This window comes from Desulfovibrio sp. 1214_IL3152 (assembly GCF_036763055.1).
Lineage (GTDB): Bacteria > Desulfobacterota > Desulfovibrionia > Desulfovibrionales > Desulfovibrionaceae > Desulfovibrio.
On record NZ_JBAIYW010000559.1, the window covers coordinates 1 to 1,376 of the forward strand.

General features: G+C 60.3%; 2 protein-coding genes. Both read left to right on the forward strand.

The window, feature by feature from the left end; translation table 11 throughout:
* Positions 1 to 298, forward strand: a 298-nt coding sequence (locus tag V6C07_RS11745) for an energy transducer TonB (protein ID WP_333536663.1), incomplete at its 5' end; no start/stop codon positions are given.
* 415 nt (positions 299 to 713) lie between these two features.
* The coding region (gene selB, locus V6C07_RS11750; RefSeq protein ID WP_333536664.1) for a selenocysteine-specific translation elongation factor at positions 714 to 1,376 on the forward strand (663 nt) is incomplete at its 3' end.

Here is a 1,376-nt window from a genome sequence, read left to right on the forward strand (position 1 = left end):
TGACAAGGTGTATTCTCCCCGTCAGCTTGACCAGTCCCCGGCCGTCACCAGGGGGGTCAAACCGGACTATCCTTCCTCCGCCCGCAGCCGCAGGGTGGAAGGGCGCGTCATTGTGCGCATGGTGGTGGAAACCAGCGGGCAGCCTGGCCAGTGCAGCATCCACAGCGCCAATCCTCAGGGCTATTTTGAAGAAGCAGCCCTGGACGCCGCCCGCCGCATGCGCTTCCGCCCCGGAACCAAGGCCGGGAAAGCCGTCCGCACTCTGGTCTTGCTGCCTTTTGACTTCAATCTCCGCTAGAGCAGATTAACTTTGAGAATATACATTCTCAAAGTTTAAGGCACGCTCACTTCGGCGTTTAACCGCGCAGATAAACTGCGCTTACGCTTCCGTAGCGAACGTCTGCTCACGCAGCCGCCAGAGCAATTTCAAAGTGAAATTGCTCTAACTTTTTCGTCGTCATGCATTTTCAATAAATCATGTGGCGTCTGCGACTCACAACAGGCCCGACACATCGCGCCACTCCCCGCTGACGGTCGCGCGCATGCCAAATTCCAGAACAGCCTCAAGCTGAAATTGCTCCGGGGATTTGCGCAAACAGGCACTCTGCCGCAGTCCGCGCCGCCCCTGCCCCACGCAAAAACAGACTCCGCCGCATTTGCAAAGGCCCGTTGCCGCATGCTATCCTGAAGCCAATAACTTCAGGGGGTATCACATGGCTGTAGTGCTGGGCACAGCCGGACATATCGACCACGGTAAAACCTCTTTGGTACGGGCGCTCACGGGCATCAACTGCGACCGGCTGGAAGAGGAAAAGCGCCGCGGCATCACCATTGAGCTGGGCTTCGCCTGGGTGGACATGCCCGGCGGCGAGCGTCTGGGCATTGTGGACGTGCCGGGCCACGAGCGTTTCGTAAAAAACATGGTGGCCGGGGCTGCGGGGGTGGACTTCGTGATGCTGGTCATCGCGGCGGACGAGGGCGTCATGCCCCAGACCCGCGAGCACCTTGAAATATGCTCTTTGCTCGGCATCCGGAACGGCTTTGTGGCCCTGACCAAGACGGACATGGTGGACGCGGACTGGCTGGAAATGGTCACTGAAGACGTGCGCGGCTTTCTGGCCGGAACCTTCCTTGAGGGTGCGCCTGTTTTTCCAGTCTCGTCGGCCACGGGCGAAGGGGTGAACGCCCTGCGCTCCCATATTTTTCAACTGGCCGCCGATCTTCCCGCCCGGCGGCGCGTTGACATCTTCCGCCAGCCGGTGGACCGCGTCTTCAGCATGAAAGGCTACGGCACGGTCATCACGGGCACAGTCATTTCCGGCAGCGTCAAGGTGGGCGATGACCTGCGCTTCATGCCGCCAGACACCCCCACCAGG